The sequence below is a fragment of the Nocardioides sp. GXQ0305 genome, assembly GCF_050880345.1.
Classification (GTDB): domain Bacteria; phylum Actinomycetota; class Actinomycetes; order Propionibacteriales; family Nocardioidaceae; genus Nocardioides.
In genome coordinates this window covers 224212-248425 of the sequence record NZ_JBNYXG010000006.1, presented here as the reverse complement: position 1 = coordinate 248425, position 24214 = coordinate 224212, and the positions used below count along the sequence as shown (strand labels likewise).

At 73.7% G+C, this 24214-nt stretch carries 24 protein-coding genes; 13 read left to right on the top strand and 11 right to left on the bottom strand.

Annotation, left to right across the window (positions count from 1 at the left end; translation table 11 throughout):
• The first annotated feature begins 15 nt into the window (after window positions 1-15).
• From ctlX to ACQ1X7_RS16425, 5 genes are all read left to right on the top strand, one after another.
• Window positions 16-1047 carry a citrulline utilization hydrolase CtlX gene (ctlX, locus tag ACQ1X7_RS16445; RefSeq protein WP_432479306.1) on the top strand — a complete coding sequence of 344 codons (1032 nt, stop codon included), beginning with the start codon at window positions 16-18 and terminating at the stop codon, window positions 1045-1047.
• 106 nt (window positions 1048-1153) lie between these two features.
• On the top strand, window positions 1154-1573 hold the full coding sequence (locus tag ACQ1X7_RS16440; protein ID WP_432479305.1) for a DUF7144 family membrane protein: 420 nt from the start codon (window positions 1154-1156) through the stop codon (window positions 1571-1573).
• Window positions 1574-1750: 177 nt separating this feature from the next.
• Window positions 1751-2950, top strand: coding sequence for an NAD(P)/FAD-dependent oxidoreductase (locus tag ACQ1X7_RS16435; protein WP_432479304.1), 1200 nt, complete (start codon window positions 1751-1753; stop codon window positions 2948-2950).
• A gap of 30 nt (window positions 2951-2980) precedes the next feature.
• Complete coding sequence (locus tag ACQ1X7_RS16430; RefSeq protein ID WP_432479303.1) at window positions 2981-3658, top strand: DUF998 domain-containing protein; 678 nt, start codon at window positions 2981-2983, stop codon at window positions 3656-3658.
• Window positions 3659-3701: 43 nt separating this feature from the next.
• Window positions 3702-5144, top strand: coding sequence for a DUF2252 domain-containing protein (locus tag ACQ1X7_RS16425; protein WP_432479302.1), 1443 nt, complete (start codon window positions 3702-3704; stop codon window positions 5142-5144).
• Window positions 5145-5148: 4 nt separating this feature from the next.
• Here ACQ1X7_RS16425 and ACQ1X7_RS16420 read toward each other — a convergent pair whose 3' ends face one another.
• A complete protein-coding gene (locus ACQ1X7_RS16420; RefSeq protein ID WP_432479301.1) occupies window positions 5149-6045 on the bottom strand; it encodes a YhjD/YihY/BrkB family envelope integrity protein in 897 nt (298 codons plus the stop codon).
• Between the two features lie 66 nt (window positions 6046-6111).
• Window positions 6112-6567 (bottom strand): pyridoxamine 5'-phosphate oxidase family protein, encoded by a 456-nt coding sequence (locus ACQ1X7_RS16415; protein WP_432479300.1) that lies wholly within the window; start codon window positions 6565-6567, stop codon window positions 6112-6114.
• A 171-nt stretch (window positions 6568-6738) separates the two neighbouring features.
• Between ACQ1X7_RS16415 and ACQ1X7_RS16410 the strand changes: the two genes are divergently transcribed.
• Window positions 6739-6921 (top strand): hypothetical protein, encoded by a 183-nt coding sequence (locus ACQ1X7_RS16410; RefSeq protein WP_432479299.1) that lies wholly within the window; start codon window positions 6739-6741, stop codon window positions 6919-6921.
• Window positions 6922-6945: 24 nt separating this feature from the next.
• Here the strand turns inward: ACQ1X7_RS16410 and ACQ1X7_RS16405 are convergent, their stop codons facing one another.
• From ACQ1X7_RS16405 to adhP, 5 genes are all read right to left on the bottom strand, one after another.
• Window positions 6946-7947, bottom strand: a complete 1002-nt coding sequence (locus ACQ1X7_RS16405) for a magnesium transporter (RefSeq protein ID WP_432479298.1) — start codon at window positions 7945-7947, stop codon at window positions 6946-6948.
• Window positions 7948-7957: 10 nt separating this feature from the next.
• Complete coding sequence (locus ACQ1X7_RS16400) at window positions 7958-8887, bottom strand: universal stress protein (protein ID WP_432479297.1); 930 nt, start codon at window positions 8885-8887, stop codon at window positions 7958-7960.
• A 115-nt stretch (window positions 8888-9002) separates the two neighbouring features.
• Window positions 9003-9365 carry an SIP domain-containing protein gene (locus tag ACQ1X7_RS16395; RefSeq protein ID WP_432479296.1) on the bottom strand — a complete coding sequence of 121 codons (363 nt, stop codon included), beginning with the start codon at window positions 9363-9365 and terminating at the stop codon, window positions 9003-9005.
• A gap of 54 nt (window positions 9366-9419) precedes the next feature.
• Window positions 9420-9908, bottom strand: coding sequence for a Dps family protein (locus ACQ1X7_RS16390; protein ID WP_432479295.1), 489 nt, complete (start codon window positions 9906-9908; stop codon window positions 9420-9422).
• A 125-nt stretch (window positions 9909-10033) separates the two neighbouring features.
• Window positions 10034-11050, bottom strand: a complete 1017-nt coding sequence (adhP, locus tag ACQ1X7_RS16385) for an alcohol dehydrogenase AdhP (RefSeq protein ID WP_432479294.1) — start codon at window positions 11048-11050, stop codon at window positions 10034-10036.
• Window positions 11051-11429: 379 nt separating this feature from the next.
• Between adhP and ACQ1X7_RS16380 the strand changes: the two genes are divergently transcribed.
• Window positions 11430-12437 carry a zinc-dependent alcohol dehydrogenase family protein gene (locus ACQ1X7_RS16380; protein WP_432479293.1) on the top strand — a complete coding sequence of 336 codons (1008 nt, stop codon included), beginning with the start codon at window positions 11430-11432 and terminating at the stop codon, window positions 12435-12437.
• A 171-nt stretch (window positions 12438-12608) separates the two neighbouring features.
• Window positions 12609-13130 (top strand): hypothetical protein, encoded by a 522-nt coding sequence (locus tag ACQ1X7_RS16375; protein ID WP_432479292.1) that lies wholly within the window; start codon window positions 12609-12611, stop codon window positions 13128-13130.
• A 15-nt stretch (window positions 13131-13145) separates the two neighbouring features.
• Here the strand turns inward: ACQ1X7_RS16375 and ACQ1X7_RS16370 are convergent, their stop codons facing one another.
• Entirely contained in the window at window positions 13146-14123 is a 978-nt protein-coding gene (locus tag ACQ1X7_RS16370) for an Acg family FMN-binding oxidoreductase (protein ID WP_432479291.1), read from the bottom strand.
• A gap of 126 nt (window positions 14124-14249) precedes the next feature.
• Here ACQ1X7_RS16370 and ACQ1X7_RS16365 point away from each other — a divergent pair, with 126 nt between their 5' ends.
• The 4 genes from ACQ1X7_RS16365 to ACQ1X7_RS16350 all read left to right on the top strand — a co-directional run bounded on the left by ACQ1X7_RS16365 (window position 14250) and on the right by ACQ1X7_RS16350 (window position 18548).
• Window positions 14250-15158: a universal stress protein gene (locus tag ACQ1X7_RS16365; protein ID WP_432479290.1), complete on the top strand. Its 909-nt coding sequence runs from the start codon at window positions 14250-14252 to the stop codon at window positions 15156-15158.
• Between the two features lie 59 nt (window positions 15159-15217).
• On the top strand, window positions 15218-16906 hold the full coding sequence (locus tag ACQ1X7_RS16360; protein WP_432479289.1) for a GAF domain-containing protein: 1689 nt from the start codon (window positions 15218-15220) through the stop codon (window positions 16904-16906).
• 106 nt (window positions 16907-17012) lie between these two features.
• Window positions 17013-17879 (top strand): hypothetical protein, encoded by an 867-nt coding sequence (locus ACQ1X7_RS16355; protein ID WP_432479288.1) that lies wholly within the window; start codon window positions 17013-17015, stop codon window positions 17877-17879.
• A gap of 9 nt (window positions 17880-17888) precedes the next feature.
• Window positions 17889-18548, top strand: a complete 660-nt coding sequence (locus ACQ1X7_RS16350; RefSeq protein ID WP_432479287.1) for a response regulator — start codon at window positions 17889-17891, stop codon at window positions 18546-18548.
• A 7-nt stretch (window positions 18549-18555) separates the two neighbouring features.
• Here the strand turns inward: ACQ1X7_RS16350 and ACQ1X7_RS16345 are convergent, their stop codons facing one another.
• Window positions 18556-21237: a GNAT family N-acetyltransferase gene (locus ACQ1X7_RS16345; RefSeq protein WP_432479286.1), complete on the bottom strand. Its 2682-nt coding sequence runs from the start codon at window positions 21235-21237 to the stop codon at window positions 18556-18558.
• Window positions 21238-21377: 140 nt separating this feature from the next.
• Here ACQ1X7_RS16345 and ACQ1X7_RS16340 point away from each other — a divergent pair, with 140 nt between their 5' ends.
• Window positions 21378-21980 (top strand): CBS domain-containing protein, encoded by a 603-nt coding sequence (locus ACQ1X7_RS16340; RefSeq protein WP_432479285.1) that lies wholly within the window; start codon window positions 21378-21380, stop codon window positions 21978-21980.
• Between the two features lie 10 nt (window positions 21981-21990).
• Here the strand turns inward: ACQ1X7_RS16340 and ACQ1X7_RS16335 are convergent, their stop codons facing one another.
• Entirely contained in the window at window positions 21991-23211 is a 1221-nt protein-coding gene (locus ACQ1X7_RS16335; RefSeq protein ID WP_432479284.1) for an MgtC/SapB family protein, read from the bottom strand.
• Window positions 23212-23238: 27 nt separating this feature from the next.
• A complete protein-coding gene (locus ACQ1X7_RS16330) occupies window positions 23239-24132 on the bottom strand; it encodes a universal stress protein (protein WP_432479283.1) in 894 nt (297 codons plus the stop codon).
• Window positions 24133-24214 lie beyond the last annotated feature (82 nt).

Sequence of the window (24214 nt, the reverse complement as noted above, 5' to 3'; positions counted from 1 at the left end):
CTAGATTGCGACGACGTGAGTGCACAGGCCCCTTCCGCAGTCATCCTCGTCCGCGCCACGAAGTTCCTGCCGAACCCGGCGACAGCGGCCGACAACGCGTTCCAGTCCGACGCCCCCGAGGGGCAGTCCGACGACGTCCTGGCCGCCCGCGCGCTGGCCGAGATGGACGCGGTGGCGAAGGCGCTGCGCGCGGCGGGTGTCCGGGTGCACGTCTTCGACGACGAGGACCACACCCGCCCGGACAGCGTCTTCCCCAACAACTGGATCTCCACGCACGCGGGCGGGAAGGTCGCGGTCTTCCCGATGTACGCGTCCAACCGCCGCCACGAGCGGCGGGCCGACGTCCTCGAGCTGCTGAAGTCGCAGTACCGGGTGCAGGTGATCGTCGACTACTCGGGCCTCGAGCCGGACGGCATCTTCCTCGAGGGGACCGGCGCCATGGTCCTGGACCACATCTCCCGGGTCGCCTACCTGGCGCGGAGCCACCGCGGTGACACCCACGTGCTCGAGCACTTCTGCACCGACTTCAACTACGAGCCGATGGCCTTCGACGCCGTCGACTCCGACGGCGTGCCGGTCTACCACACCAACGTCATGGCCTGCGTCGGCACCGACGTCGCCCTGATCGCCCTCGGCATGATCCCCGACGAGGAGCGCCGCCGGCAGGTGCGCGAGCGGCTCACCGTCAACGGCCGGCAGGTCGTCGAGCTGACCGAGGAGCAGGTGCGCGAGTTCGCGGGGAACGCCGTCGAGCTCTGCGGGCGTACGCCGGAGGGGCGGCGCCGCTACATCATGGCGATGTCGGCGCGGGCCCGCCGGAGCCTGCGGCCCGACCAGGTGGCGGTGATCGAGGAGTCGTGCGAGATCGTCGCGGTCGACATCCCCACCATCGAGCTCGCGGGCGGCTCGGTCCGCTGCATGATCGCGGGGGTCCACCTCGACCGTCGTCCGCTGGACGTCGAGCCGGACCTCACCGACGCCGTGCTGGCCATCAACGAGGACAACCCGGTCACCGCCGACGGCCGGCTCGTCGACGCCGACGCCTGACGGACCGCCCGGCCGGATCTCGTCTGATGCAGGTGATCCGGCCGGCGTCCAGGGACGCTTGCATGGGGCCATGGCCCCGCGGGGGCCGGGACGAGGGAGCAGGCGGATGACGCAGCAACAGTCGGGCACGCGAGCGGAGCGGATGGCGACGGGCTTCATCGTCTTCGGCGCGATGATGATGATCCTGGTGGGCTCGTTCCAGGTGCTGATGGGGATCGCCGGGATCTTCCGGGACGAGTTCTACCTCTCGACGCCGAACTACGTCTTCGCGTTCGACGCCACCGCCTGGGGCTGGATCCACCTGGTGCTCGGGCTCGTGGTGATCGCGGTCGGGTTCGGCATCCTCGCCGGACAGACCTGGGGCCGGGTGGGCGGCGTGGTGCTGGCGGTGTGCAGCGCCCTCTCCAACTTCGTGTTCATCCCGTTCTACCCGTTCTGGTCGATCCTCATCATCGTGCTCAACGTGTTCGTCATCTGGGCGCTGACGGCGCACGGACGCGACTTCGAGCTGGAGGCGAAGCCCTGACCCGTTCCCCCTCGGCCGGTCCGCGCGACCTGTCCTGAGCCGACGCCTCGTCCGGGGGCCTTTGGTCCCAGCCGGAGGGGCACAGGGGCCGTACCCGCGTCCCCGCTGCGGAGTGATGCTGCGGGTAGCCGGGCGCGCGCAGACAGAGGGTCGCAGGCGCCGGAGGAGGAGAAGGCCATGAGCAGGGTGCTGGTGCTCGGATCGAACTTCGCGGGTCTCACGGCGGCGCTGACCGTGAAGCGCCTGCTGGGTGACGACGTGGACGTCACCGTGGCCTCGGCGTCCGACCGCTTCCTGTTCACGCCCAGCCTGATCTGGCTGCCGTTCGGCAGGCGCGACCGCGCCGACATCACGTTCCCGGTCGAGCCCACCCTCGACGCGCACGGGATCGAGTTCATCCACACCGCTGCCGAGCGGCTGGACCCGGTGGCGCACCGGGTGACGCTCGCGGACGCCACGGTCCTGCCCTACGACTACGTGGTGGTCGCCACGGGCTACCGGAACCAGGACGACGTGGTGCCCGGGTTCACCGAGAACGCCGCCACGATCACCACCCTGGCCACGGCCGAGGACGCCGGTGCCCGGTGGCGCAGGTTCCTCGACGACCCGGGCGACGTGGTCGTCGCCGCCACCCAGGGCGCGGGCTGCTTCGGAGCGGCGTACGAGTTCCTGTTCAACATGAGCTACCAGCTCCGCAGGAACGACCTGCACCAGCGGGTCGGTCTCACCTACGTCACGGCCGAGCCGTTCCTCGGGCACTTCGGCATCGGCGGGCTGCCGCACGGGGAGCAGCTGCTGGGGATGTTCCTGCGCAAGGAGGGCATCACGGCCCGGACCGGGGTCGGCATCGACCACATCGACCAGGGACGCCTCGTCCTCGCCGACGACAGCACGCTCGACTTCCGCTACGCGATGGTGGTGCCGCCGTTCCTCGGCCAGGAGTTCCTCCAGCAGGCCGACGGCCTGGTCGACGAGAAGGGGTACGTCCCGGTGCGCCCCACCTACCAGAGCGAGAAGTACGACGACGTCTACGCGGTCGGTGTCGCGGCGGCCGTCGAGGTCCCCTGGCATACCCCGACCCCGGTGGGCATCCCGAAGACGGGCTACCCGACCGAGGTGATGGCCCACATCGCGGGCGAGAACATCGCGGCCCAGATCCGGGGGGAGGAGCCCGCCGCCGGGCGCGAGTTCGGGGACATCAAGGCCGTGTGCGTGATGGACGCCGGCAACAACGGCGTGATCATCCTGGCCGACAAGATGCTGCCGCCCCGCAAGCACGGGGTGCTCATCCCCGGCCCGCAGGCCCACCTGATGAAGCTCGGGTTCGAGAAGTACTTCCTCTGGAAGATGCGGCACGGCTACGTGCAGCTGCCCTGAGCGGCCTGGCCTCCGGCGAGCAGCAGAACCATGCGCACCACCCGGGCCCTGCTGGCGTGCGGGCTGGTCTACGCGCTGCTCTACCCGGTCGCCAACGACGTCGTCGCGGCGTCGATCCACGACGGGTACAGCCCGGTGTCGCAGGCGGTCAGCGAGCTCTCGGCCACGGGCGCCCCGTCCCGGCCGTTCCTGGTCTGGGTCCTCCCCGTCTTCAGCCTGCTGCAGATCGGGTTCGGGCTGGGCATGTGGCGGGCGGCGCGCGGCCGGCTCCCTGTCCGGGTCGCCGGCGTGCTGATGGTCGTGCACGGTGCGGTGAGCTTCCTGTGGCTCGCCGCGCCCATGTCCCGGCGCGAGGTGCTCGCAGCCGGGGGAGCGACCCCTGCCGACTCCGCCCACCTGGTCCTGGCGGGCGCCACCGGGCTGTTCGTCGCGGCGTACGTCGTGGTGCTCGCGTTCGCGTTCGGGTGGGTGTTCCGCGTGTACTCCGCGCTCACGGTGGCCACCGCCCTGGTCTTCGGGATGCTCAGCGCGCAGGTCGAGCGCATCGAGGCCGGCGAGCCCACCCCCTCCATGGGACTGCTGGAGCGCATCGGGATCGGGGCCTGGCTCCTCTGGCTGGCCGTGGCCGCGATCGTCCTCCTGCGCGAGCAGCGGGCGCCAGGCTGCCACGCGGGCCGGCCGGGCGCGAGTAGGCCCCGCCTCATGTGATGTGGGGGAGGCGCCGGGCGGGACGATGCCCTGCAATGGAGCGATGACCGCCACCCAGAACCGCGCCCGACCGGCTGCCAGCAGTCCCGGCGAGCCTCGCACCCTGTCGGAGCGGAGCGCCCTCGGACGGGGCGTGCGGGCAGGGGTGCCGCGGTCGGTGCACGGCGAGTGGACGCCCGCGACGGACCGGCCGGACCCGGTCTCGCTGCTCGAGGAGCAGGCGGCGAGCCGGGTCCCAGAGCTGGTCCCGCTGCGCTACGCCCGGATGCTGGTCTCGCCGTTCACCTTCTTCCGGGGGGCCGCGTACCTGATGGCCTCGGACCTGGCGGCCGCGCCCCGGACCGGCCTGACCGTCCAGCTGTGCGGAGACGCCCACCTGTCCAACTTCGGCTCCTACCTGGCGCCGGACCGTCGGCTCGTCTTCGGGCTGAACGACTTCGACGAGTCGCTGCCGGGCCCGTTCGAGTGGGACCTGAAGCGGCTGGCGGCCAGCTTCGCCGTGGCCGGCCGGGACCGCGGCTTCGACGACGCGGAGCGGGACTGGATCGTCCGGGCGGTCGGTGAGTCCTACCGCACCTCGATGACCGAGCTCGCCGGCATGGGCCGGCTCGACATCTGGTACCAGCGCCTCGACGTCGACCAGCTCGAGACGGTCGTGGCCGACAGCCTGGAGCCGGACGAGGTGAAGCGGTTCCGGAAGAACGTGGCCAGGGCGAAGTCCAAGAACAGCCGGAAGGCGTTCGGCAAGCTGGTGCGGACGGTCGACGGGCGTCCGTCGCTCGTCGGGGACCCACCGCTGGTCGTGCCGGTGTCCGACCTCGTGCCCGACCTCGAGCTACACCAGATCGAGGAGGCCCTGCGCGCGCTGCTGGGCTCGTACCGCCGGAGCCTGCGCGGGGACCACCGCCACCTGATCGAGGGGTTCCGCTTCGCGAGCGCCGCCCGCAAGGTGGTCGGGGTCGGCAGCGTCGGCACCCGCGCCTGGATCGTGCTGATGCTCGGCACCGAGGACGGCGACCCCCTCCTCCTCCAGGCGAAGGAGGCGCAGACGTCCGTGCTCGAGCCCTTCCTCGGGAAGAGCCGGTTCCGGAACCACGGGCAACGGGTGGTCGAGGGCCAGCGCCTGATGCAGTCGGCGAGCGACGTGCTGCTCGGCTGGATCAGGACCAGTGGCGTCGACGGCGTCTCCCGCGACTTCTACGTCCGGCAGCTGTGGGACGGCAAGGGCTCGGCCGACATCGACTCGATGAGGCCCTCGGTCATGGGGAGCTACGCGCGGCTGTGCGGCTGGACCCTCGCCCGGGCGCACGCGCGCTCCGGCGACCCGGTGGCGATCGCCGGCTACCTCGGCCGAGGTGACCGGTTCGACCGCGCCCTGGCCCGCTTCGCCGAGACCTACGCCGACCAGAACGAGCGGAACCACGCAGCGCTCGCCGCCGCCGTCGGGTCCGGACGCGTGGAGGCGGCGGCCGACGCCCTCCGGTGACAGCTCAGTCCGGCTGGGGCACCAGCGTGCCCTCCCCGCGGATGCGGGCGCCGAGCCGGCCCTGGTCGGTGGCGATCACCTGACCCAGGACGGCGGTCGCCATGAAGCAGAACGACGCGACGTACAACCAGGTCAGGTAGGTGAACGCGACGCCGATCGAGCCGTACCGGTCGGCGCTCGCCTCGAGCGCCCGGGGGAGCCACAGCGCGGTGGCGGGGCGGACGGTGGCCATCAGTGTCGCGAACAGGAACGCGCCGGGCAGCAGCATCCGGAACCGGATGGCTCCTGCCAGCAGGGCCCAGGGGACGAAGCTCGCGACGAGGAGGTCGGACGAGTACGTCAGCGCGACCGGCCACAGGTCCCGCGGTGGCAGTCCCGCGAGCCCATCGCTCAGGGTCCGCACGACGACCAGCGAGAGGGCCATGACCAGCACCACGGAGAACCAGCGCCAGGCGGACCGCAGCCGGGTGCGCGGGCGGGGCAACAGCCAGACCGCCGCGAACGCGCGGGTCAGGGCGCGGGACAGGCTGGTGGCCGACACCAGCACGAACAGGGTGCCGACGATGCCGAACGCCGCGTCCTGGCCCTCGACGGCCCCCTCGATGATCGACCTCGACTGCTCGGGCAGGTCGATCACGTCGGCGAAGGTGTCGGTGCTGGCCTCCCAGGCCGCGAGGATGATCAGGATCGGGAGGACCGAGGAGAAGAACTGGGCCGCGATCGTCATCGACCGGTCGAACACCTCGATCCGGATCATCCCGGCCGTCCACTGGAGCCCGATCCGCCCCGGCCAGCGGTCCAGCATCCACGACACCCGTCGCTGCAGTCCGGCCGGCAGGTGCGTGAGCACGGCCTCGACGCGCTCCCGGGCGTCGGCCTCCGGCGCGTTCGGTGCGGGCATGGTCACCATGGTGGGCCCTGGGAGGACCTGGAACGTCACACGTTGCGGGCGATCGGCGCGTCCTCCTCACCGGCCGCGGGCCTGGACGACCCGCCGCTGCGGCAGGTCCAGCAGCGGGTCCCAGCCCTCCCCGAGCTTGCGCCCGGTGAGCTCGTCCCAGCGGATGCGCAGGGTGGTCTCGCGCGGCCCGCTCGCCCACGGGCGGGGCTCCCACTCGTGCCGGATGCGGTCCAGCTCCTTCGGGTCGTGCACGAGAGCGGCGCGGCCGCGGGCCACGACACTCCAGCCGCGGTGGGAGGTGAAGTCGACGTGGTCGGTCTCGAAGGCGACGACCGCGTCGACGCCGTACGTCGCGAGCGCGCTGTCCGCCGAGGTGCGGAGGACGACGGTGGTGTCGACCACCGAGTAGTTCACCGGCGCCACCTCAGGACCTGCGGGGGAGGTGAACCCCACGCGGCCGACGACGCCGGCGCGCAGCAGCGCCTCGCACACGCTGTATCCGAGCTCGTGGCTCTCCGGCACGGCACACCTCCGACACCTCGGGACCTTCCTGGGTCGATCGTCGCCACAGGGACTCGTCCGCGGCAGGGTCCTTGGTCCCGAGGTCGGCCCTGCCCGCGGGACGTTCGGCCCTGTCGGGCCGCTCCGCGAGGCGATGGACTGACCGGATCGGTCCTGAGTGGGTGATGAGTGATGGCACGAGAGGCGACGGCGGCGGCAGGTGGCGGAGCCATCTACGGCCTGGGCATGTTCGGTGCGTGGGTCTTCTGGTGGCAGCAGGCCGACGGCTTCTGGGAGCACCTGTACGCCGTCTTCCAAGGGGTGTTCTGGCCGGCGTACATGGTGTTCGAGGCCTTCGACGCGCTGCGGTCGTGACCCGTCGACGCCGGACCGCGCAGGTCAGGCTCCGACGACCACGACCGCCACCGCGAGGTAGATGACCAGCGACAACAGGTCCTGGACGACGGTCGCCAGCGGGCCGCTCCCGAAGGCCGGGTCACGGCCGGTGCGGGACATGAGCACCGGCAGGCCGGCGGCCACCACGGTCGCCACGCTGCACGCGGCCAGGAGCGCGACCGAGACCGCGACCGCCACCGCGAGGTCACCGAGGGCCCACCAGATCGCGGGGAGGCTGACGCCGGCGAGCAGCGCGCCGAGGGCGGGTCCGGTCACGGCCTCCAGTCGCAGCGTCGTGCGGATCGGTGCTCCCACGGACAGGCCACGCACCACCAGGGCCTCGGTCTGGGTGCCCACGGCGTCCGCGAGGTAGACCACGCCCGGGATGAAGAACGCGAGTCGGACGTCGGCCTCGATGCGCCCGCTGAAGAGTCCGACCAGCCACGCGGAGATCGCGGCTCCGACGAGGCCGAGCACGAGCCACGGGATCCGGTGCCACAGTCGTCGGGCCAGTGGCTCCTCGGCCGCCAGCCGCGCCGACGCCGTGCTCGCGAGGTAGCCGCCGAGGCGGGCGAAGTCCTCGTCGTGCTCGCGGAGCAGCACCGCGAGCAGCCGAGCGGGCGGCACCTGGCCCCGGAACCGACCCTGCTCGTCCACGACCGCCAGGCTGGTCTCGCCGTGCTGGACGGCCTTCCAGGCGGCCTGCTCGCGGTCGTGCCCGGCGACCACGACCGGCGGGTCGGGGTCCATCAGCTGCGCCATCGTGCGGTCGTCGTCGGCAGCGAGGATGCTCCGGAGGGGCACGACCCCGACCAGACGGTCGGACCCCGCGCACACGGCGACCTCGTCGGCGCCGTGGAACCGCGCGCCGACGAGGGAATCCCGGACCTCGGCCGCGGTGTCGTCGGGCGAGAGCGCGGGGTCACCCGGACTCAGGTACTGGTCGATCGCGCCGGGAAGCAGGGGCTGCTCCGTGGTGCCCTCCGGGGCCTCGGTCCCCGTCACGCCCCCGCCCTCACTCGTGCGCGGCTGCGGCTGCCGACGGGGGCCTGCGCCGGTGCCAGCGCGCGGGATGGGGATCGGCGAGCAGCACCGGGCAGTGGGACTCGCGGAGCACGGCCCGCGCCACCGGTCCTAGGTGGGAGCCGACCGGCACGAGCGGGTCGTGGCGCCCGACGACGAGGAGGTCGCTGTGGGCGCTGGCCTCGAGCAGCACGTCCGCGGCGCGTGCCCGCCCGGCATCGATCTGCACCGGGACGCCGTCCAGGTGCTCGGAGAGCGGCTCGAGCGCGCGCGTGATCTCCGACACCGCGCGCGAGGTCCAGTCGTCGCTGTCCACGTCGACCGGCAGGACGTCGTCGTACGTGGCGGGGTAGTCCCACGTGTGCACGATCCGCAGCGTCGCCGCCCGCGACGCCGCGGCGTCGGCGGCGGTGCGCAGGACCTCTGCGGAGCGGTCGGCGACGTCCACCCCGACGGTGACCGTGCGGGTCGTGCCTCCGTCCGGCGACCACGTGGACGAGACGGCGACGACGGGGACCCGGGCATGGGCAGCCACGCCGCTGGCGACCGAGCGGGTGATCGCACGTCGGGTGCGCGACAGGTGGCGGTGCTGCACCACCACCATCCGGGCGTCACCCCGGGTGGCCTCCACCAGGGCCGGCACGACCGCACCCATCGCGAGATCGGCGGTCACCGGAACCCCCTCGGCCACGAGGGCGCGCGCCTGGCGGAGGGCGGCGTCGAGGAGCTTCCTCCCCACCTGCTGCAGGTGCACCTCGTCCCCCAGTGAGAGCTCCGGCCCCCGTGCAAGCAGGTGCACGACGTGGAGCAGGTGCAGCCCGCACGAGAGCCGTTCCACCTCCGCGGCGGCCCAGGCGAGTGCGGGCTCCATCGGGTCGTGCCCGACGGCGACGAGGATCGGGTTCGGGTTCTGCTCGGTCATCTCTGGCTCCGGCGGTCAGCGGCAGGGGTGGACTCCCACCCCTGATGCTCGTCGGCCGGCCCGGTGCCGGACAGGGCTGAACGTCCCGGAAGGGATGACCGGACGGCCCCTCACCTCACAGCCGCTCGAGCAGACCCTCCAGCTCCCGCGCGGCCACCCGTACCGAGGCCCCCACCCACACCGAGAGCTCCCGCGTCCCGTCGGGCACGTCGCCCATCCACTCCTCGCCCCACGCGTCGACGGCGACGCTCAACCGCTCGCCGGTCGCGTCGCCGGGACGGCGGACGATCGCGGTGACGCCGACGCGCGCGGGGCGAGCCGGCAGCTCGGGGAGGTCGTGCCCCTCGTCGACCTCCAGGTAGAGCTGGCCGTAGGCGGTGACGGGGAGCAGGGACAGGAGCGCCCGGACCGAGTCGAGCTCGGCGACGTCGCCCGCGATCAGGACGTGGGGGAGCGGGCCGGAGCGTCGGGTCCTCATGCCGGAAGTCTAAGGTGAGGCTTACCTCTCTTCCAGCCGGGCTCCGGTGACCGGTCAGCCGGCCACGTGCGCCTGCAGCAGCCACCGGTCCTTGACCAGGCCGCGCTCGATCTCGATCGCGACGTCCTGGCTGCTGAGGTCGACGTCGTCGAGGCCCGCGACCGCAGCGCGCACGGTGACCAGGGCGGCGTCGATCTGGGCGACGACGGCGTCCACCGTGTCCGGCCACTGGTGGAATCCGTCGGCGAGCTCGGGGAGGGTGGCCTTCTCGGCCACCGTCTTCAGGCGCGAGTCCACCGGCAGCCCGAGCGCCACGACGCGCTCGGCGGCGGTGTCGGCGTACTCCTGGGCGTGAGAGACCACGTCGTCGAGCAGCTCGTGCACTCCGACGAAGCTGCCGCCGCGGACGTGCCAGTGGGCCTGCTTGCCGTTGACGACCAGCGCCTCGAGGTCGAGCACGACCGGGGAGAGGAACTGGGCGGCGCCCGCCGCGACCTCGGGGGTCGTGGCCAGGTCGGGGGAGGTGTGCGTGGAGGTGGTCATCGGTGCTCCTGTGGTCTCGTCCGAAGTGAGGTCAGGCTTACTTGAATCATTCAAGTCAGGTGCCCAGTCTTGCCGTCCGTCCGACTCCGCGCAACGAAGCCGAGCCTTGCCTCAGCGCGACGTGCTCAGAACTCGAAGACCAGCCGAGCCGTGGTCCGGCCGGCGAGGACGTCGTCGATGGCCGCGTTCACGTCGTCGAGCTTGCGGGTCTCCGCGACGACCCGTGTCCGCCCGCGCGCGTGGAGCTCGAAGACCTCGCCGAGGTCTTGCCGGGTACCGACGATGGACCCGATCACGCTGATGCCCTTGAGCACGGTGGGGAAGATCGGCAGGGCCATCGGCCCTTCCGACTCCGGCGGCAGGCCGACGCAGACGAGCCGGCCACCTCGACGCAGGGACGCGAAGGCCTGCTCGAACACCGACGGGATCACCGCGAGGACGACGGCGACGTCGGCACCGCCCAGCGCCTCGATCGCGGCCACGGGGTCACCGGTCCGCGCGTTGACCACGTGATCGGCACCCAGCTCGCTGGCCAGCCGCAGCTTCTCGTCCTCGACGTCGACGGCGATCACGGTGGCTCCGACCAGCCTGGCGTACTGGACGGCGAGGTGCCCGAGGCCACCGATCCCGAAGACCGCGACCCGCTCGGTGGGCCGGATCCGGGCCACCTTGATCGCCTTGTACGTCGTCACCCCGGCGCACGTGAGCGGCGCGGCGTCGTGGGGGCTGACCCCCTCGGGCACGGGCACGACGTAGGTCGCGTCGGCCACCGCGTACTCGGCGAATCCGCCGTCGACGGAGTACCCGGTGTTCTGCTGGTGCTCGCAGAGCGTCTCCCAGCCCCGCACGCAGTGGTCGCAGTGGCCGCAGGCGTGCCCGAGCCAGGGGAGTGCCACCCGTTCACCCTCGGTCCGCGACGTGACGCCCGGCCCCACGGCCTCCACGATCCCGACGCCCTCGTGTCCCGGGACGAACGGCGGGGTCGGCTTGACCGGCCACTCGCCGCGCGCTGCGTGGATGTCGGTGTGGCAGAGTCCGCTCGCCTCGATCCGCACGAGCACCTGTCCGGCCCCCGGCGTCGGGACGGCTCGGTCCTGGAGCTGGAGCGGCTCGGTGAAGGCGGTGACGACTGCGGCTTTCATGGAAGTCTCCTCGGGTTGGTGTATGGCGAGCCTTCCGGGCCCACCCGCCACGGCGGCAGGGTCGCCAGGCCCCGGTCGACAGGGCCAGACGTCCCGTCGCGTCGGTCCCTCCGGGTCGCGCGGCCCGTCCGGTGCCGTCCCACTCGTAGACATCCCGGTAGACCCCGTGCGCGTCGTGCGCGATCCACGCGGCCCTGCCGCCGGTTGCCGCCATCGCGCGGTCCTCTCGCTCGTGGGTCGGTCCGTCCCGGGACGCGGGTCCACGCTGCCCGGGGTGCGGCCGTCCGGTGAGAGGCGATCGGCCCTTGCCGCCCGTGCGTTTGCTCCCCCACCCTGAGCCCATGGACCTGATCGCGGTCTCCCCGAGGCCGGCCGTGCCGTGAGCACCTCGCGGACCATGCGCGCGTGGCTCACCGACGGGGGCGGACACGCTGCGCTGCGGCTGGAGGAGGTGCCGGCGCCCAGGCCGGGACCCGGCGATGTGCTCCTGGAGGTCGCCGCCTGCGGCGTCTGCCGGACCGACCTGCACGTCGCCGACGGCGATCTCCCGTTGCACCGGGTGCCCGTCGTCCCCGGGCACGAGATCGTGGGACGCGTCGTGGCGACGGGTGAGGGCGTGTCGCGGGTGGCCGAGGGCGAGCGGGTCGGGGTGGCCTGGCTGCGCTCGACCTGCGGCCGGTGTCGGTGGTGCCGGCGCGGCGCCGAGAACCTGTGTGGGGAGTCCCGCTACACGGGCTGGGACGAAGACGGCGGGTACGCCGAGCTCGCGATCGCGCCGGAGGCGTACGTCTACCGACCGCCCGACGGCATCGACGACCTGCACCTGGCCCCGCTGCTGTGCGCGGGCATCATCGGGTACCGGGCCCTGACCCGGGCCGCGGTCCCGCCGGGCGGCCGGCTGGGGCTCTACGGCTTCGGTGGGAGCGCCCACCTGACCGCGCAGGTGGCCATCGCCCAGGGGGTCGAGGTGCACGTGCTCACCAGGGACGAGGCGGCCAGGTCACTGGCCCTGGATCTCGGTGCCGCGTCGGCCAGGGGCGCGACGGATCCGCCGCCGGTGCCGCTGGACTCCGCCATCGTCTTCGCTCCCGCCGGGGAGGTGGTACCCGCGGCGCTCGCGGCGCTCGACCAGCAGGGAACCCTGGCGGTGGCGGGCATCCACCTGACCGACATCCCCGCGCTGGACTACCAGCGTCACCTCTTCCGGGAGCGCACGCTGACGAGCGTCACCTCCAACACCAGGGCGGACGGCGAGGACTTCCTGGCCCTCGCGGCGCGTCTCGGCATCCGGCCGACCATCTCCCCGTACCCGTTCGACCGGGCCCGCGAGGCCCTGTCGGACCTCGCGGGCGACCGGGTGCGCGGCGCCGCGGTCCTCCGGCGGTGATCCCGGGCCCTCCGGCCGCCCGGGTCGGGCCCTCCGCCCCTGCAGCTTCGGCCGTGGGACGGACAGTCTGGAGGACGGGAGGCCTGCGCGAGGAGGGAGCAGGACGTGCGCACGAGTCGGGCACCGGCGAGGTCGGACGGGGGTCACCGCCACGCGGTGTGGGGGAGCGCGGTGGGTGTCGTGGTGCTCGTCGCCGTCGCCGGCACGCTGGTGGCCGTGCCCCTCGGGGGAGCCGTGGGGATCGGCCTGTTCCTGGGGGTCTTCGGGGGTGCCATGGGCCTCGCGTTCCGGTCCGACCTGCCCCGGGTGCGTCACCCGGTCCTCGCCGGCGCCGCCGTGTGCGCGGCGCCCGCGTTGTATCCCGGCCTGTCCGAGGCGGTGGGGCACGGGGCCGCGCTGGCCGTGGTGGCGGCGTTGGTCCTCACCTGCCCGTGGCTCCACCGGCGGGCCGCACGCGGGCTGCGCCGGCTCGTCCCCCCGAGGTCGGTCGGGTCGGGTGCGACGGCTCCGCCCGACCGGGCGCTGCGCCTGCAGTGGGACGAGTCGACGCGGCAGCTGGAGCGCGCGTCCACGGTGGGTGAGCGGCTGCTCCTGGTCCGGGTGCGCGAACAGATCCTGGACGACCTGGTGGCGGCGTCCGGCGGTGTCCTGCCGGGGGACGTGTGGGCGGGGGCCGGTCGCCACGAGCGGTGACGCGACCGAGGCCGGTCAGGAGCCCGGTGCCAGGTCCAGGACGTCGGTGAGCGGGCGTCGGGGGGTGGCCGGCAGGGGGTGTCGGTGGAGCTCCAGCCACCCCACGCGTGCGAGCAGCTGGGGTTCGGCCATGTCGAGGAACACGTCGTGCCGCAGCGCCCGGCGCGTCGGCTCGACCTCGATGACCTGGCTCAGCGGCACCAGCGACAGGCCGATCTGCTGGGCCCGCAGCCAGACCGAGCTCAGGGTCTCGCCCACGTCGAGCCGGGCGGCGGTGTCGTCGCGGGCGGTGCAGAAGGCGAGGACCTGGTCCGAGGCGACGACCCGGGCGTCGGCCATCGCGCGGGGCGTACGGCGTTCGAAGCGGTCCCGGCGCTCCTCAGGGTGGTCCTGGGGCGGGAGGGAGCTCGCGGGGATGCCGCCGGTGGGGCTGGCGGTGGTCCAGGCCCGCTGCTCCTCGGCGAGAGCAGGCTCGGCCACCTGGGCCGCGACGGCGCGGTCGATCAGCCGCTCGACTGTCCTGCGCGCGGTGACGCCCGTGAGCGGAAGCACCCGGGCACCGCGTCTCGAGGCATGCTCCGCCAGCGTCACCAGCTGCTCCTCGGGCACCGGCCACGAGGTGAAGCGCCTGCGGTCGGTCCGTCGGTCCCGGAGGGCCTCCAGGAGGGACGTGTCCGCCGGTGTCGGGCGTCGGTCCGGCCGCAGCTCGACGCGGGCGAGCAGGTCCGGGTCGCCGGGATCGGGGAGACGGGCGACGGACGCGGTGAACCCGAGTCCGGCCGCGGCCACGAGGGCGTGGTGGAGGGCGGCGCCGCAGCTGATGACCAGGTTGCGGCCGGCGGGATCGCTCACCCGCAGCTGCCGCGCGTGGTCCGCGCGGAGCTCCACCGCACGCCCGTCGAACCGCCAGCGCCACGGCTGGGTGTTGTGCACGCTCGGAGCACGGCACGCCAGCTCCACCACCTGGGTGACGTCGACGGCCACGGTGCTCATGCGGACCACCCTCACGCGGGCGCCGCCCTTCGCTCAGAGCACTCCGGCCGGAGGCCCAGGGTCCTTCGTCCCTAGCCGGTCAGCGGGTCCCGGGGCACGGTGGGGGTGGCGACCGGGGGAGGCCCCATGGCTCAGGAGACCGACCGTCCCGTGGTCGTGGCCGTCGGCCACGACCCCGTCGACGCTGCGCTGGAGTACGCCGTGGCGGAGGCCCGTCGACGCGGCCTCGGGGTGCGTCTCGTCCACGCCGTCCCCCAGGCCCACGACGGGCCCGAGTTCGTCCTCGTCTCGGCCGTGGACCGGGAGCGGCTCGGACGCCAGGCGCTGGCCGCGGCCAAGGAGCACGCGCTCGACGCCGCCGGGGACTCCGTCCCGGTGACCAGCCTCCTGGTCCACGGCAGGGTCGTGCCGGCCGTGGTCTCCGTGGCTGCCGACGCGGCGATGATCGTGGCGCAGGGCCGCCCGCTGAGCGGGGTGCGCCGTGCCGTGACCCGTTCGGTCACCTCGGGGCTGGCCTCCCGCGCAGCGGTCCCCGTGGTCGCGGTCCCCTCGGAGGTCTCCCGCGACGTCCTGGCGCGCGACGGTGGCACGGTGACGGTGGGGGTCGACGTGCCGGAACGGTCCGCGGCGCTCCTCCGGGCCGCGGCCGGGGCGGCGGCAGCGCGCTCGGCCACCCTGCACGTCGTGCACACCTGGCACCTGGGGAGCGCGGAGACCGCGATCGACGTGACGCCCGCGGACGTCGAGGACTGGGCCGCGCAGACGGGCGCCGGCATCCGCGCGGTGGTCGACCGGCTGGACGAGGTCGAGGGCGTCCCGGTCCGGATCGACGTACGGCACGCACGTCCCGCGGACGCACTCGTCGACGCCAGTCGTGACTCCGTGCTCCTGGTCGTCGGCCGCCACGACCCGCTGGTGCCGGCGGGAACACACCTCGGACCCGTGGCGCGAGCCGTGCTCCAGGGGGCGGAGTGCCCCGTGATGGTCGCCGACCCCGGCCCGCCACGACGCTGGCGCGACCTGTTGCCCGGCTGACCTCGCCACTATGATCCTGAGACGTGCGGGGGGAAGGCGACGGTCCACGCCCCGGGCCGGTGGCAGCGCCGGATCTCGAGCTCGACGAGCTCCTGACCCAGCTGATCGCCCGCGCGGAGGACGTGCGCGCGGCCCAGAACCGTCTGCGCGGTCTGCTGCGGGCCAACCGCAGCGTCATCGGCGACCTCGCGCTCGACGCGCTCCTCCGCAGGATCGTGGAGGCCGCCTGTGAGCTCGTCGACGCCCCGTTCGGTGCCCTCGGGGTGATCGCGCCCGACGGCACGGGGCTCGAGGAGTTCGTGCACGTCGGCGTCGACGCGGACACCGCGGCCCGGATCGGGCACCTTCCGGAGGGGAAGGGCCTGCTGGGTGCGTTGATCGACGACCCGCGACCGATCCGTCTCCGCGACATGCGCGCCGACGTGCGATCGGTCGGCTTCCCCGAGGGCCATCCGCCGATGCGGGGCTTCCTCGGCGTCCCGATCAGGGTGCGCGACGAGGTCTTCGGGAACCTCTACCTCGCGTCCCTGTCGGAGGGCGACTTCACGCCCGACGACGAGGAGCTGGTCGCCGCGCTCGCCGCCACCGCGGGCGTGGCGATCGAGAACGCCCGGCTCTACGGAGAGGCGCGGCAACGGCAGGCCTGGTTGAAGGCCTCCACCGACATCACGCTCCAGCTGCTGTCCTCGGAGGGCGACCACGCGCTCGAGGCGATCGCGGCCCGGGTGGCCGACCTCGCCGGCGCCGACATGGTCGCTGTGCTGCTCCCCGAACGAGGTGGTGCCGAGCTGACGGTCGCCGTGGCCGTGGGACAGGCGGCCGACCGGCTCAGTGGCCTGACCTACCCGGCCGAGGGCACGCTGAGCCAGGGCATCCTCCGCACGGGGGAGGCCGCGGTGGTCGACGACGCGACGGATCCTGAGGCCTCCGACCAGCGGGTGATCTACCTGAGCAGGTTCCTGCCCATCGGACCGGTGATGGGGATCCCCCTGACCGGGTCGGAGGGCGTCCGCGGGGTGCTCCTCGTGACGCGGACGGCGGGCCGGCGGGTGTTCTCCGCAGCCGACGTGGACATGGCACGCACCTTCGCCCAGCAGGCCTCCCTCGCGCTCGAACTGGCCGACGGCCGCCGGGAGGCCCAGCGCATGTCGACGCTGGAGGACCGGGCGCGGATCGCGCGAGACCTCCACGACCACGTCATCCAGCAGCTGTTCGCGTCAGGCATGTCGCTGCAGGGGGCGATCGCCGCCCTGGGGGAGTCACCGGTCGCGGAGTCCCTCGAGCAGGTGGTCGACACCATCGACGACGCCATCCGGCAGATCCGGACCTCGATCTTCCAGCTGAAGCCCCACCCCCGCCTCGACGGTGGCGTGCGCGCGAGCGTGCTCGACGTCGTCGCCCGGGTGGGCTCCTCGCTCGAGCACGACCCGGAGGTCCGCTTCTCGGGACCGCTGGACACGATCAGCGACCAGGCGCTCGCCGACGACGTCTCGGCCGTGGTGAGGGAGGCGGTCAGCAACGTCGTCAGGCACGCCCACGCGAACCGGGTCGAGGTCGACGTGCGTGCGTCCACGTCGGCGCTGACCGTGACGGTGCAGGACGACGGCGTGGGCATCGGCGAGTCCGACCGCTGCAGCGGCCTGGCGAACCTGCGACAGCGGGCCGAGGCGCGAGGGGGCACGCTCTCGCTCGAGGTGGCGGACGGGGGACGCGGCACCCGGCTCTGCTGGGAGGTCCCCGCTCCCTGACTCCGGGGTCGTGGGACCAACGTCACCGCCTCCCGGCCCCAAGGCCCCTGCCCGGCCCGGTCCCCGCGGGGGAGGGTGGACCAGGACGACCCACCCGGGAGGTGCCATGCCACGCCGCGACTCGCCGCTGCCGATCGTCGCGATCTCGGTGGCGCTGGGCGCCGCGTCGCTGGGCGCGGCCGCCGGCACCCTGCTCCTGCCCGGTCTCCTGACGGGGACGCCGGCGATGAACGGCTCGGCACGCGGCACCGCCGCGGTGGTGCTGCTGGTCGCGGTCCCGTTGCTGGCCTGGGCCGTCACCCGGGCGCGACGCGGGTCCGACCGGGCGTACGCCGTCTGGCTCGGTGTGACGGCGTACCTGCTCTACAACGCCGTGCTGTTCTGCTTCGCGACGCCGTTCAACGATCTCTTCCTGGTCTACGTGGCGATGCTGTCGCTGTCGCTCGCCTGCCTGGTCGGGCTGCTGCCCGGCGCGCTGGAACCGCCCGGCCCCGATCCGGGGGCCACCGGTCGCTGGGTCGCTGTCTTCATCGCTGCCGCCACCGGCCTGAACACCCTCGCGTGGCTGCGCGTCGTCGTCCCTGCGCTGCTGGACGACGAACCAGCCGCCTTCCTGCGGGAGACGGGTCTCACGACCAACCCGGTGTACGTGCAGGACCTCGCCCTCTGGCTGCCGGCGATGCTCCTGCTCGCGATCGGGCTGTTCAGGAACGGCCCCCGCCACCTCCTGCTCGCCGCCGGTGGCCTGGTCTTCTGGGTGGTCGAGGCGGTCGGCGTGGGCGTCGACCAGTGGATGGGCGGGCGCGCCGACCCGGGCTCCTCCGTGGCGTCGGCGGACCTCGCGCCGGCCTTCCTCCTTCTGGCGGTGATCTGCTCGGTCGCTGCGGCGGCCCTGCTCCGACGGCTGCCGTCAGGACCTTCGGCCACGGCCACGGGACCATCGGCCGCCCGCACCAGCGGTGCTGAGGTGTAGAACATCCGCATGACGTCCGACGCCCCGATCCGGGTCTACCTGCTCGACGACCACGAGGTCGTGCGGCAGGGGCTGCGCGCCCTGCTCTCCTCGGCGGAGGGCATCGAGGTCGTCGGGGAGTCCGGCTCCGCCGAGGAGGCGATCGCCCGGATCCCGGCACTGCGCCCCGACGTGGCGGTCCTCGACGGTCGGCTGCCCGACGGGACCGGCATCGAGGTCTGCCGGGCCGTCCGCTCGGTGGACCCGAGCATCAACGCGCTGGTGCTCACCTCCTACGACGACGACGAGGCGCTCTTCGGCGCGATCATGGCCGGGGCCTCGGGCTACGTGCTCAAGGACGTCCGGGGCAACGACCTGGTGAAGGCCGTGCGCCACGTGGCGGCCGGCAAGTCGCTGATCGACCCCGAGCTCACCGCCAGGCTCCTCGAGCGGGTGCGCAACGGTCCGGCGACCGCGCCCGAGCTCTCCTCGCTCACCGAGCAGGAGCTCAAGCTGCTGACCTTCATCGCCGAGGGGTTGACCAACCGCCAGATCGGCGAGCGGATGTACCTCTCGGAGAAGACGGTCAAGAACTACGTCTCCAGCATCCTCGGCAAGCTGGGCCTCGAGCGCCGTACCCAGGCGGCCGTGCTCGCGTCCAGGCTGCTCGACCGGTCGGGCGAGGCCTGACGACCTGTCACGCCGGCCCCCGTAACCGGCGCGGCACGCCCTCGTCGGTGTCTGCGGTGTCGCCGAGACCCACCTTGGCGTCGACCACGATCGTGCCGTCCGGGCGGCACATCACGGGGTTGAGGTCCAGCTCGGCGAGCTGGGGTACGTCGCCGGACAGCTCGCCGAGCCCGAGCAGCAGGTCCTCGAGGCTGGCGAGGTCGACGCGGGGAGCACCGCGGTAGCCGTCCAGCAGTGGCCAGCTGCGCAGGCTGCGGATCGCGCGGGCGGCGTCCTGGCGCGAGAACGGCGGCATCAGGAAGACCCGGTCGTCGAGGACGCCCGTGGCGACCCCGCCGGCCGCGACCATGACCAGCGGGCCGAAGGTGGGGTCCCGCGCGACGCCGAGGGCGATCTCGACCCCGGAGACCACGGGCTGGACCAGCACCGGCACCTCCTCGCTCCCGAGCTCGACCGCGAACTCCCGGGCGGCGCGGGCCACGTCGTCCGCGGTCCTCAGCCCGACCCGCACCAGGCCTCGGTCGGTCTTGTGGAGGACGGCCGGGTCGGCCACCTTGACCACGACGGGGAACCCCAGGCCAGCGGCGACCTCGCCGGCCGTGCGCGCGTCGGCGGCGAGCGTGCCCACCGGTCCGAGTCCGTACGGGGTGAGCAGGTCGTCGACGTCGGCCGGGTGGAGCCAGTGGACCGGGTCCTCGCTCGCGGCCACGAGCCTCGCCGCCGTGGCGCGGGCGCGCTCGGCCCGGTCGAGGTCGGGGGCCGGCGGCTCGCTGGCCGGCGTACGCCGCCACTCGGCGTAGCGAGCCGCGTGGTCGAGCGCCTCGAGGGCGTGGTCGACCGCGTGGTAGACGGTGACGTCCCCGGCCCCCTCGCCGAGCCCACCCAGGCCGACCAGGACGACCGGTGTGGCCGGGCACCGGGTGCGCACCGCGGCCAGGGCCTCGACGAGGGGCCGGGCCGGGGCCACCGTGGTGGGCACGAGCACGGCGAGCAGCGCGTCGACCTCCCCCGAGGCCAGGAGCACGTCGACCACTCCGGTGAGGTGGTCGGCGCCGGCCCCCGCGCCGAGGTCGACCGGGTTGCTGGTGCCGGTCGTGACGTTGACGTGGTGCGCGAGCTCGTGGCGGACCGCCTCGGACAGCTCGGGGACGAGCAGCCCCGTGCTGTCGGCGGAGTCGGCCGCCAGCACCCCGAGGCCACCCGCGTTGGTGACGATGCCGAGGCGTCGGCCGGCCGGCAGCGGCTGCTGGTCGAGCAACAGCGCAGCCCGGCTGATCGCCTCGGCGCTCTGGCACGCGATGACCCCGGCCTGGGAGAACAGGGCGTCGACACCCACGGCCGGCGAGGCGGCGGCCGCGGTGTGGGACGCGCCGGCCCGTCGGCCGCTCGTCGACCGGCCGCCGACCACCGCCATCAGCGGCTTCCGGGCCGAGAACCTCCGGGCCAGGCGTGCGAACTTGCGCGCGTTGCCGAAGGACTCCAGGTAGAGGGCAGCGGCCGTCACGTCGGGATCCTCCAGCCACGCACACAGCAGGTCGTTGCCGGAGACGTCGGCCTTGTTGCCGAGGGACACGAAGGTGCGCACGCCGACGCCGCGCTCCCGCGCGACGTCGAGCAGCGCGATGCCCACCCCTCCCGACTGCGAGGCGACCGCCAGCCCTCCCGGCGACGGGACGCTGTCGGTGAAGGTGGCGTTGAGACGGATCGCGGGGTCGTTGCACATGAGCCCGAGGCAGTTGGGTCCCACCAGCCGCATGTCGTGCGCCCGGGCGACCCGGAGGGCCTGTCGCTGGACCTCGGCTCCCTCGGGGCCCAGCTCCGCGAGTCCGGAGGAGATCACGACCGCCGCCGACGTCCCGGCCGCCGCTGCGTCCTCGATGGCAGCGAGCACCCGGGCAGCGGGCACGGCCACGACCGCGAGGTCGACGTGCCCGGGGACGTCGCCCAGCGTGCGGTAGGCGCGGACGCCATCGATCTCCTCTAGATGGGGGTGCACGACGGACAGCTCGCCCGTGAAACCGCCCTCGACGATCGACCTGAGGACCGCGTGCCCGAGGCCGGTCCCGTCGCGGCGGACGCCGACGACCGCCACGCTCGCCGGGAGCAGGAGCGGCGCGAGCGAGCGCGCCTCCGAGGCGCACTCGCGGCCGTCGGCGGCCTCGATGGCGCGGGCCGTGGCCTGCGTGCTCATCTCGACGGTGACCACGCCGTGCTCGGTCGAACGGGTCAGGTCGAAGCCCGCATCGAGGAACACCCGGACCATGCCCGCGTTCTGGGTGAGGACCTCGGCCACGAAGCGCCGGACGCCCCGGTCGCGACAGGCCGCAGCCAGGTGCTCCAGCAACAGGCTGCCCAGGCCGTGACCCTGTTCCCGGTCCGCGACGAGGAACGCGACCTCGGCGGTGCGGGCGTCCAGGTGCTCGGCCGTGGCGACGCCCACGATGTGATCCGCGACGGTCGCGACCAGGGTCGTGACGACGCCGCTGGGGGCAGTGAACAGGTGGTCGACGTACCGGTGCGCGCTGGTGCGGTCGACCGCGAAGAACCGCAGCCAGATCGTGTCGTCGCTGGCGTCGTCGTGGATCCGACCGAGCTCGGCCCGGTCCGAGGCGGCCAGGGGACGGATCGAGGCGATCCTGCCGTCCGACATCAGCACGTCGGCCGGGCGCGGCCGGGTCGCGGGGTCCATGCTCCACCTCCACGGTCATCGTGGTCGGGGCGGGCACCCGTCAGACAGGGCCCTTGTGCCCGCCCGCGGGGCACCAAGGGCCCTGCCTCCGCCGGCGCGTCGGTCCGACACTGGGGGAACCGGCCGGTGAGGAGGCAGCGATGCTGGTACGAGACGTGATGAGTGCACCCGCGATCGGTGTCCGGGAGGAGACGAGCATCAAGGACGCCATCGAGCAGCTCGACCGGAACGACATCGCCGCGATGCCCGTGCTCGACGAGGACGGACAGCTCGTGGGCGTGGTCAGCGAGGCCGACCTCATCGGCGAGATGGTGGTGCCCGACCCGCGCGCGCACGAGGTCCCCGTCCGGCTGACCAAGGCGCCGCTGGGGGTCCGCGTCGCCGACGTCATGAGCACGCTGCCACTCACGGTCACCAGCGACACCGACCTCGCCCGGGCCGCGGACCTGATGACCAGCACGGCGGTGAAGAGCCTGCCGGTCGTCGACGGCGGCCAAGTCGTGGGCGTGGTCAGCCGGCGTGACGTGATCCGGCTCCTCGCCCGTCAGGACTCGCGGATCGAGGCGGACGTCGACGAGCTGTTCCGCCAGGCCGGACTCGACTGGTGGGTGACCGTGGAGGACGGGATCGCCACGGTGGACGGGCCGGCCGGGGACCGCGAACGTCGGCTGGCGGAGACCCTGGTCTGCACGGTGCCGGGCGCGATCGGGGTGCGCTGGGTGGAGGTCCCGGTCGCGGACTGATCCGGGCCGGTCAGCCGAGGGCGAGGCCCGCGGTGACCACGATCACCGCGGGCGTGAAGAGGAGCAGCAGGAGCCCGGCGAACCGCAGGCCTCCGGCGACGCCCGCGACCACCACCTTCCCCAGCGTGTTGGTGGCCAGTCCGGCGCCGATCGCCAGGAGGGCGGCCGACAGGGAGACCTCGCCCTCGTGGACCAGTGAGGCGAGGGCGACGCTGGCCCCGTGGACGTCGGCGAGCGCGGCCGTGGCCGTGGCCGCCACGGCGCCGCCCTCGCCGTACCGGTCCTGCAGCCAGATGGCCGCCGGCAGCACGAGCGAGATGACGCCCGCAAGCACCAGGGCCGGGACCAGGGCGAACGGACGCCCGCCCGGCGCCACGTCGCCCTCGGAGGGGTCGGAACGCCGCCCCAGCAGCCACGCCTCGACCCCGAGCACCGCGCCACCGGCCACGGCGGCCGGGACCAGCCGGATCGCCACGCGGGGCTCGGCGACGCCGGTGACCGCGACCAGCTGGACCAGGGTGGCGACGCTGGCGAGCAAGGCGCCCGCGAGGGCACCGCGGAGGGGTGCGGCCCCGTGACGCACCTGCGACGCCAGCACCCCGGTCGTGGCCGTGCCCGACACGAAGCCTCCCGCGAACCCGGTCACCAGCAGGCCGCGCCGGGCCCCGAGCATCCGGGTCGCGGCGTACCCCACCCACCCGATCGCGATGATCAGCACGACCAGCAACCAGATCCGCTGCGGCACCCAGACGCCGTACGGGCCGAAGCTGCCCTGCGGCAGGAGCGGGAGCACGATGAAGGCGGCGACGAAGAACTTCAGGGCGTCGGTGCGCTCCCGGTCCGTCACCGTCTCGCGCACGAACCGGTGCAGCGCGTCCCGTGACACCAGGAGCACCGTCATCGCGACCGCGAGCCCCGCCGCGAGCGCGGCCTGCCCGACTGCGAGCGCGCCCAGGCCGAGGGTGGCCACCGCCGCCGCCTCGCTGGTCAGGCCGGGGTCACGCGGGCGCGACCACCAGTAGCCCGCGACGACCAGGAGGGACACACTCGCGACCAGGGCCGCTGCGACGACCGGCTCGACGACGACCGCGAGCGCCCCGGTCAGGGCGATCAGGGCGAAGGTGCGGACGCCGGCGCTGCCACCGGGCTTGGAGCGCTCCCGCTCGGCGCCGACCAGCAGCCCGATGGCCAGGGCCACGGCGAAGGACTGCCAGAGGTCGATCTCGGCCACGACGCGCGACCGTCCGTGTGGAGACGATCAGCGGTCGGCCGTCGGCACCACGGCGACCGGGCACGACGCGTGGTCGACGACGGAGGTCGCGACCGATCCGAACATGACGGCCGACGCCGCACCACCGTGGTGGGCGCCGACCACGACGAGGTTCATCCGGTCGCCGAGCCGGACGAGGGCGTCGCCTGCGTGGCCGCGGGCCAGCTCGGTCCGGACGGCCACGTCGGGGTACTTCTCGCGCATGCCGGCCACGGCCTCCGCCATCAGCAGCCGCTGCTCCTCGACGGTCGGGTCGCGGTGGCTCACCAGGTGCGGGTCCGAGACCGCGGCGACCATGTCCTGGAACGCGTGCACGACGGTGAGCGGCAGGTCGCGCTGGGCGGCCTGGCGGAACGCGAACTCCAGGGGTGCGCGCGACCGCTCGGTGTCGTCGACGCCGACGAGCACCCCGCGGCGTACCAGACCGCGGTGGTGCGGACGGACGACCACCACGGGGCACTGGGCGTGCCGGGTGACCGCCACGCCCACCGAGCCGAGCAGCAGGCTGCGCACCGGTCCGCGGCCCCGGGAGCCGATGACGAGCATGGAGGCCTGCCCGGAGACCGCGAGCAGCAGGTCGCGCGGGTCCATGACCCGCATCAGGTCGTGCACCTCCAGGGCGGGGGCGTGCTGCCGGGCGGTCGCCCGGGCCTCGCCGAGCAGGCGCTGCGCGTCGGTCTCCACGGCCTCGAGGCCGATCCGGGTGTCGTGGCCCGCCTGGTCCATCCAGACCGCCCCCACCGGGTTGACGGCGTGGACGACGGTCAGGGGACGACCCTCGGTGCGGGCCTCGTCGGCCGCCCACGTGAGGGCCTGCTCGGCTCCCGGTGAGCCGTCCACGCCCACCGCGACGGTGCCGGTCGGGATGTCGTAGGTCTGCATGGCGCACGCCCCTTCGTCGGTTCGTGGCACCACGCTGTCGCAGCCTCGACGGGCGGGTCAGGGCTCAAGGGACCCACGGCGG

Coding starts and splice junctions, on each gene's coding strand:
- ACQ1X7_RS16440 (WP_432479305.1), top strand. CDS start 1,154: ATGACGCAGCAACAGTCGGGCACGCGAGCGGAGCGGATGGCGACGGGC.
- ACQ1X7_RS16435 (WP_432479304.1), top strand. CDS start 1,751: ATGAGCAGGGTGCTGGTGCTCGGATCGAACTTCGCGGGTCTCACGGCG.
- ACQ1X7_RS16430 (WP_432479303.1), top strand. CDS start 2,981: ATGCGCACCACCCGGGCCCTGCTGGCGTGCGGGCTGGTCTACGCGCTG.
- ACQ1X7_RS16425 (WP_432479302.1), top strand. CDS start 3,702: ATGACCGCCACCCAGAACCGCGCCCGACCGGCTGCCAGCAGTCCCGGC.
- ACQ1X7_RS16420 (WP_432479301.1), bottom strand. CDS start 6,045: ATGCCCGCACCGAACGCGCCGGAGGCCGACGCCCGGGAGCGCGTCGAG.
- ACQ1X7_RS16410 (WP_432479299.1), top strand. CDS start 6,739: ATGGCACGAGAGGCGACGGCGGCGGCAGGTGGCGGAGCCATCTACGGC.
- ACQ1X7_RS16400 (WP_432479297.1), bottom strand. CDS start 8,887: ATGACCGAGCAGAACCCGAACCCGATCCTCGTCGCCGTCGGGCACGAC.
- ACQ1X7_RS16395 (WP_432479296.1), bottom strand. CDS start 9,365: ATGAGGACCCGACGCTCCGGCCCGCTCCCCCACGTCCTGATCGCGGGC.
- ACQ1X7_RS16390 (WP_432479295.1), bottom strand. CDS start 9,908: ATGACCACCTCCACGCACACCTCCCCCGACCTGGCCACGACCCCCGAG.
- adhP (WP_432479294.1), bottom strand. CDS start 11,050: ATGAAAGCCGCAGTCGTCACCGCCTTCACCGAGCCGCTCCAGCTCCAG.
- ACQ1X7_RS16370 (WP_432479291.1), bottom strand. CDS start 14,123: ATGAGCACCGTGGCCGTCGACGTCACCCAGGTGGTGGAGCTGGCGTGC.
- ACQ1X7_RS16365 (WP_432479290.1), top strand. CDS start 14,250: ATGGCTCAGGAGACCGACCGTCCCGTGGTCGTGGCCGTCGGCCACGAC.
- ACQ1X7_RS16355 (WP_432479288.1), top strand. CDS start 17,013: ATGCCACGCCGCGACTCGCCGCTGCCGATCGTCGCGATCTCGGTGGCG.
- ACQ1X7_RS16350 (WP_432479287.1), top strand. CDS start 17,889: ATGACGTCCGACGCCCCGATCCGGGTCTACCTGCTCGACGACCACGAG.
- ACQ1X7_RS16345 (WP_432479286.1), bottom strand. CDS start 21,237: ATGGACCCCGCGACCCGGCCGCGCCCGGCCGACGTGCTGATGTCGGAC.
- ACQ1X7_RS16340 (WP_432479285.1), top strand. CDS start 21,378: ATGCTGGTACGAGACGTGATGAGTGCACCCGCGATCGGTGTCCGGGAG.
- ACQ1X7_RS16330 (WP_432479283.1), bottom strand. CDS start 24,132: ATGCAGACCTACGACATCCCGACCGGCACCGTCGCGGTGGGCGTGGAC.